Source organism: Lactiplantibacillus sp. ME-2, from assembly GCF_022549155.1.
GTDB classification, from domain to species: Bacteria; Bacillota; Bacilli; order Lactobacillales; family Lactobacillaceae; genus Lactiplantibacillus; species Lactiplantibacillus plantarum.
Window position 1 is genome coordinate 1 of record NZ_JAKZEQ010000102.1, and the last position, 1,756, is coordinate 1,756.

Here is a 1,756-nt window from a genome sequence, read left to right on the forward strand (position 1 = left end):
CTGTTGGTAACAATAAGCTTTATTACTTTGGGGGCAACGGCGATGCCATTACTGGACTACGGCACTATGGTAATAACAAGTTAGAATTTTACGGCACGGATCACATTCAATATCGTAACCGTTACGCCACTGTCGGTAACCACCGTTATTACTTCGGCAGCAATGGTGATGCTGTATCAACTAATCAACCACAAACCGAAGCAGATATTATCGGTTCCATGCGTGTTGCTCAAAAAGCGCAACAAATCGTGACCGTCGTTCAGAATGGCGGATCAACAGCAACCTTAAAGTTATGGCAAAAACAAGGTAACACTTGGCGCAACCTTTTAACTTCATCAAGTCGTATCGGCAATGGAGGCATCGGAAACTCTCACGAAGGAAGTAGCACAACTCCTAAGGGTGTTTATCATCTTAGCTTTGCCTTTGGAAAAGGCGCCACTGCTCGAACTGCCGGCATGAGTTATCGCCAAATCAAGTCAAACTCTTATTGGATTGAGGACCAAAACGATCGCCAATATAATACCTGGCAGAATCGTAACTGGGCCAACAATAAGAACGAACATTTGATTGACTACACAAAAGCAGCGCCTCATAATCAGTATGAGCTAGCGGTTGTTATGGATAATCACGGACAGAATAATGGTTCTGGCTTCTTTATCCACGTTAAGAACCAATGGCCAACTGAGGGCTGTGTCTCAATTAACTTAAGTGATATGCGCACTCTAATCAGTCACTTGGGAACCAAAGCATACGTTGTTGATGTTCAAAACCAATCACAACTTAAAAACTACTAAGATGAAACTTGGATTGCCTATTTGAAATGGCAATCCAAGTTTTTTTAGGGCGAATTATTAAATTAAGTGCATGGATGTAAGCTGATTCCTGAGACAACTTTTAAGAGAGGGTATAATGAATAAATCGTCTCTCAAAAGGAAGGAATTTTTACATGCCAACTCGTTACGACAAAGAATTTAAACAAAACATTATCAACCTATATAAGCAAGGCGAATCAGCTGCCCAACTGGCCAGAGAATATGGCATTGGCTATTCAACAGTTCATAAGTGGATCTAGGGCCAGGGCAAAACTCAATCCGGTAAATCGCCAGACGAAATCAAAGCGATGGAAAAGCAACTGGCTTCGCTGTCTGAGGAGAACGAAATCCTAAAAAAAGCCCTGGGCTTTCTTGCGCAGAAGTAACCAATATCTTTGATTACATTCACCAAGAAAGTCATCACCACCAGGTAACCAAGATGTGCCGAATCCTCGGTGTTTCCAGAGCTCAGTATTATCGTTATCGATCCCCCAAACCTTCAAAACGCCGGGCCGAAGATGCGGACTTGAAACAACGGATTCTGCGGATCTTTGCGGAATTTAGGCAGCGATACGGTGTTATGAAGATCCACCATGAATTGAATCTGGAACTTCAACCACTGCAGCTTCGGTGCAGTCCACGACGGATTTCCCGGCTCATGAAGGAACTGGATATCCACTCCGTTACCGTCAATAAGTGGAAAGCGGCTTCGGCTTCCAAAACCAAGGTTGAACAGCATCCCAACTTGCTTAAGCAGGATTTCTCGACCACTGGTTTAAATCAAAAATGGACCGCTGATATGACCTATATTCAAACGAAGCGTAATGGCTGGTGTTACTTATCAACCATCATGGACCTGCACTCACGACGGATTATCGGCTATTCGTTCTGGCAAATTCTATAATTAATCCGAACAGAAATTAAAAAGCCCAAAGCAATCACTT

General features: G+C 43.1%; 3 protein-coding genes. All 3 read left to right on the forward strand.

Annotated features, from left to right (window positions below):
* The coding region (locus MMY95_RS15490; protein ID WP_241277817.1) for a L,D-transpeptidase family protein at nt 1-794 on the forward strand (794 nt) is incomplete at its 5' end.
* A gap of 152 nt (nt 795-946) precedes the next feature.
* On the forward strand, nt 947-1,072 hold the full coding sequence (locus MMY95_RS15495) for an IS3 family transposase (RefSeq protein ID WP_016374491.1): 126 nt from the start codon (nt 947-949) through the stop codon (nt 1,070-1,072).
* Between the two features lie 179 nt (nt 1,073-1,251).
* Nucleotides 1,252-1,716 (forward strand): IS3 family transposase, encoded by a 465-nt coding sequence (locus MMY95_RS15500; RefSeq protein WP_241277818.1) that lies wholly within the window; start codon nt 1,252-1,254, stop codon nt 1,714-1,716.
* Nucleotides 1,717-1,756: the final 40 nt, after the last annotated feature.

Coding starts and splice junctions, on each gene's coding strand:
- MMY95_RS15495 (WP_016374491.1), top strand. CDS start 947: ATGCCAACTCGTTACGACAAAGAATTTAAACAAAACATTATCAACCTA.
- MMY95_RS15500 (WP_241277818.1), top strand. CDS start 1,252: ATGTGCCGAATCCTCGGTGTTTCCAGAGCTCAGTATTATCGTTATCGA.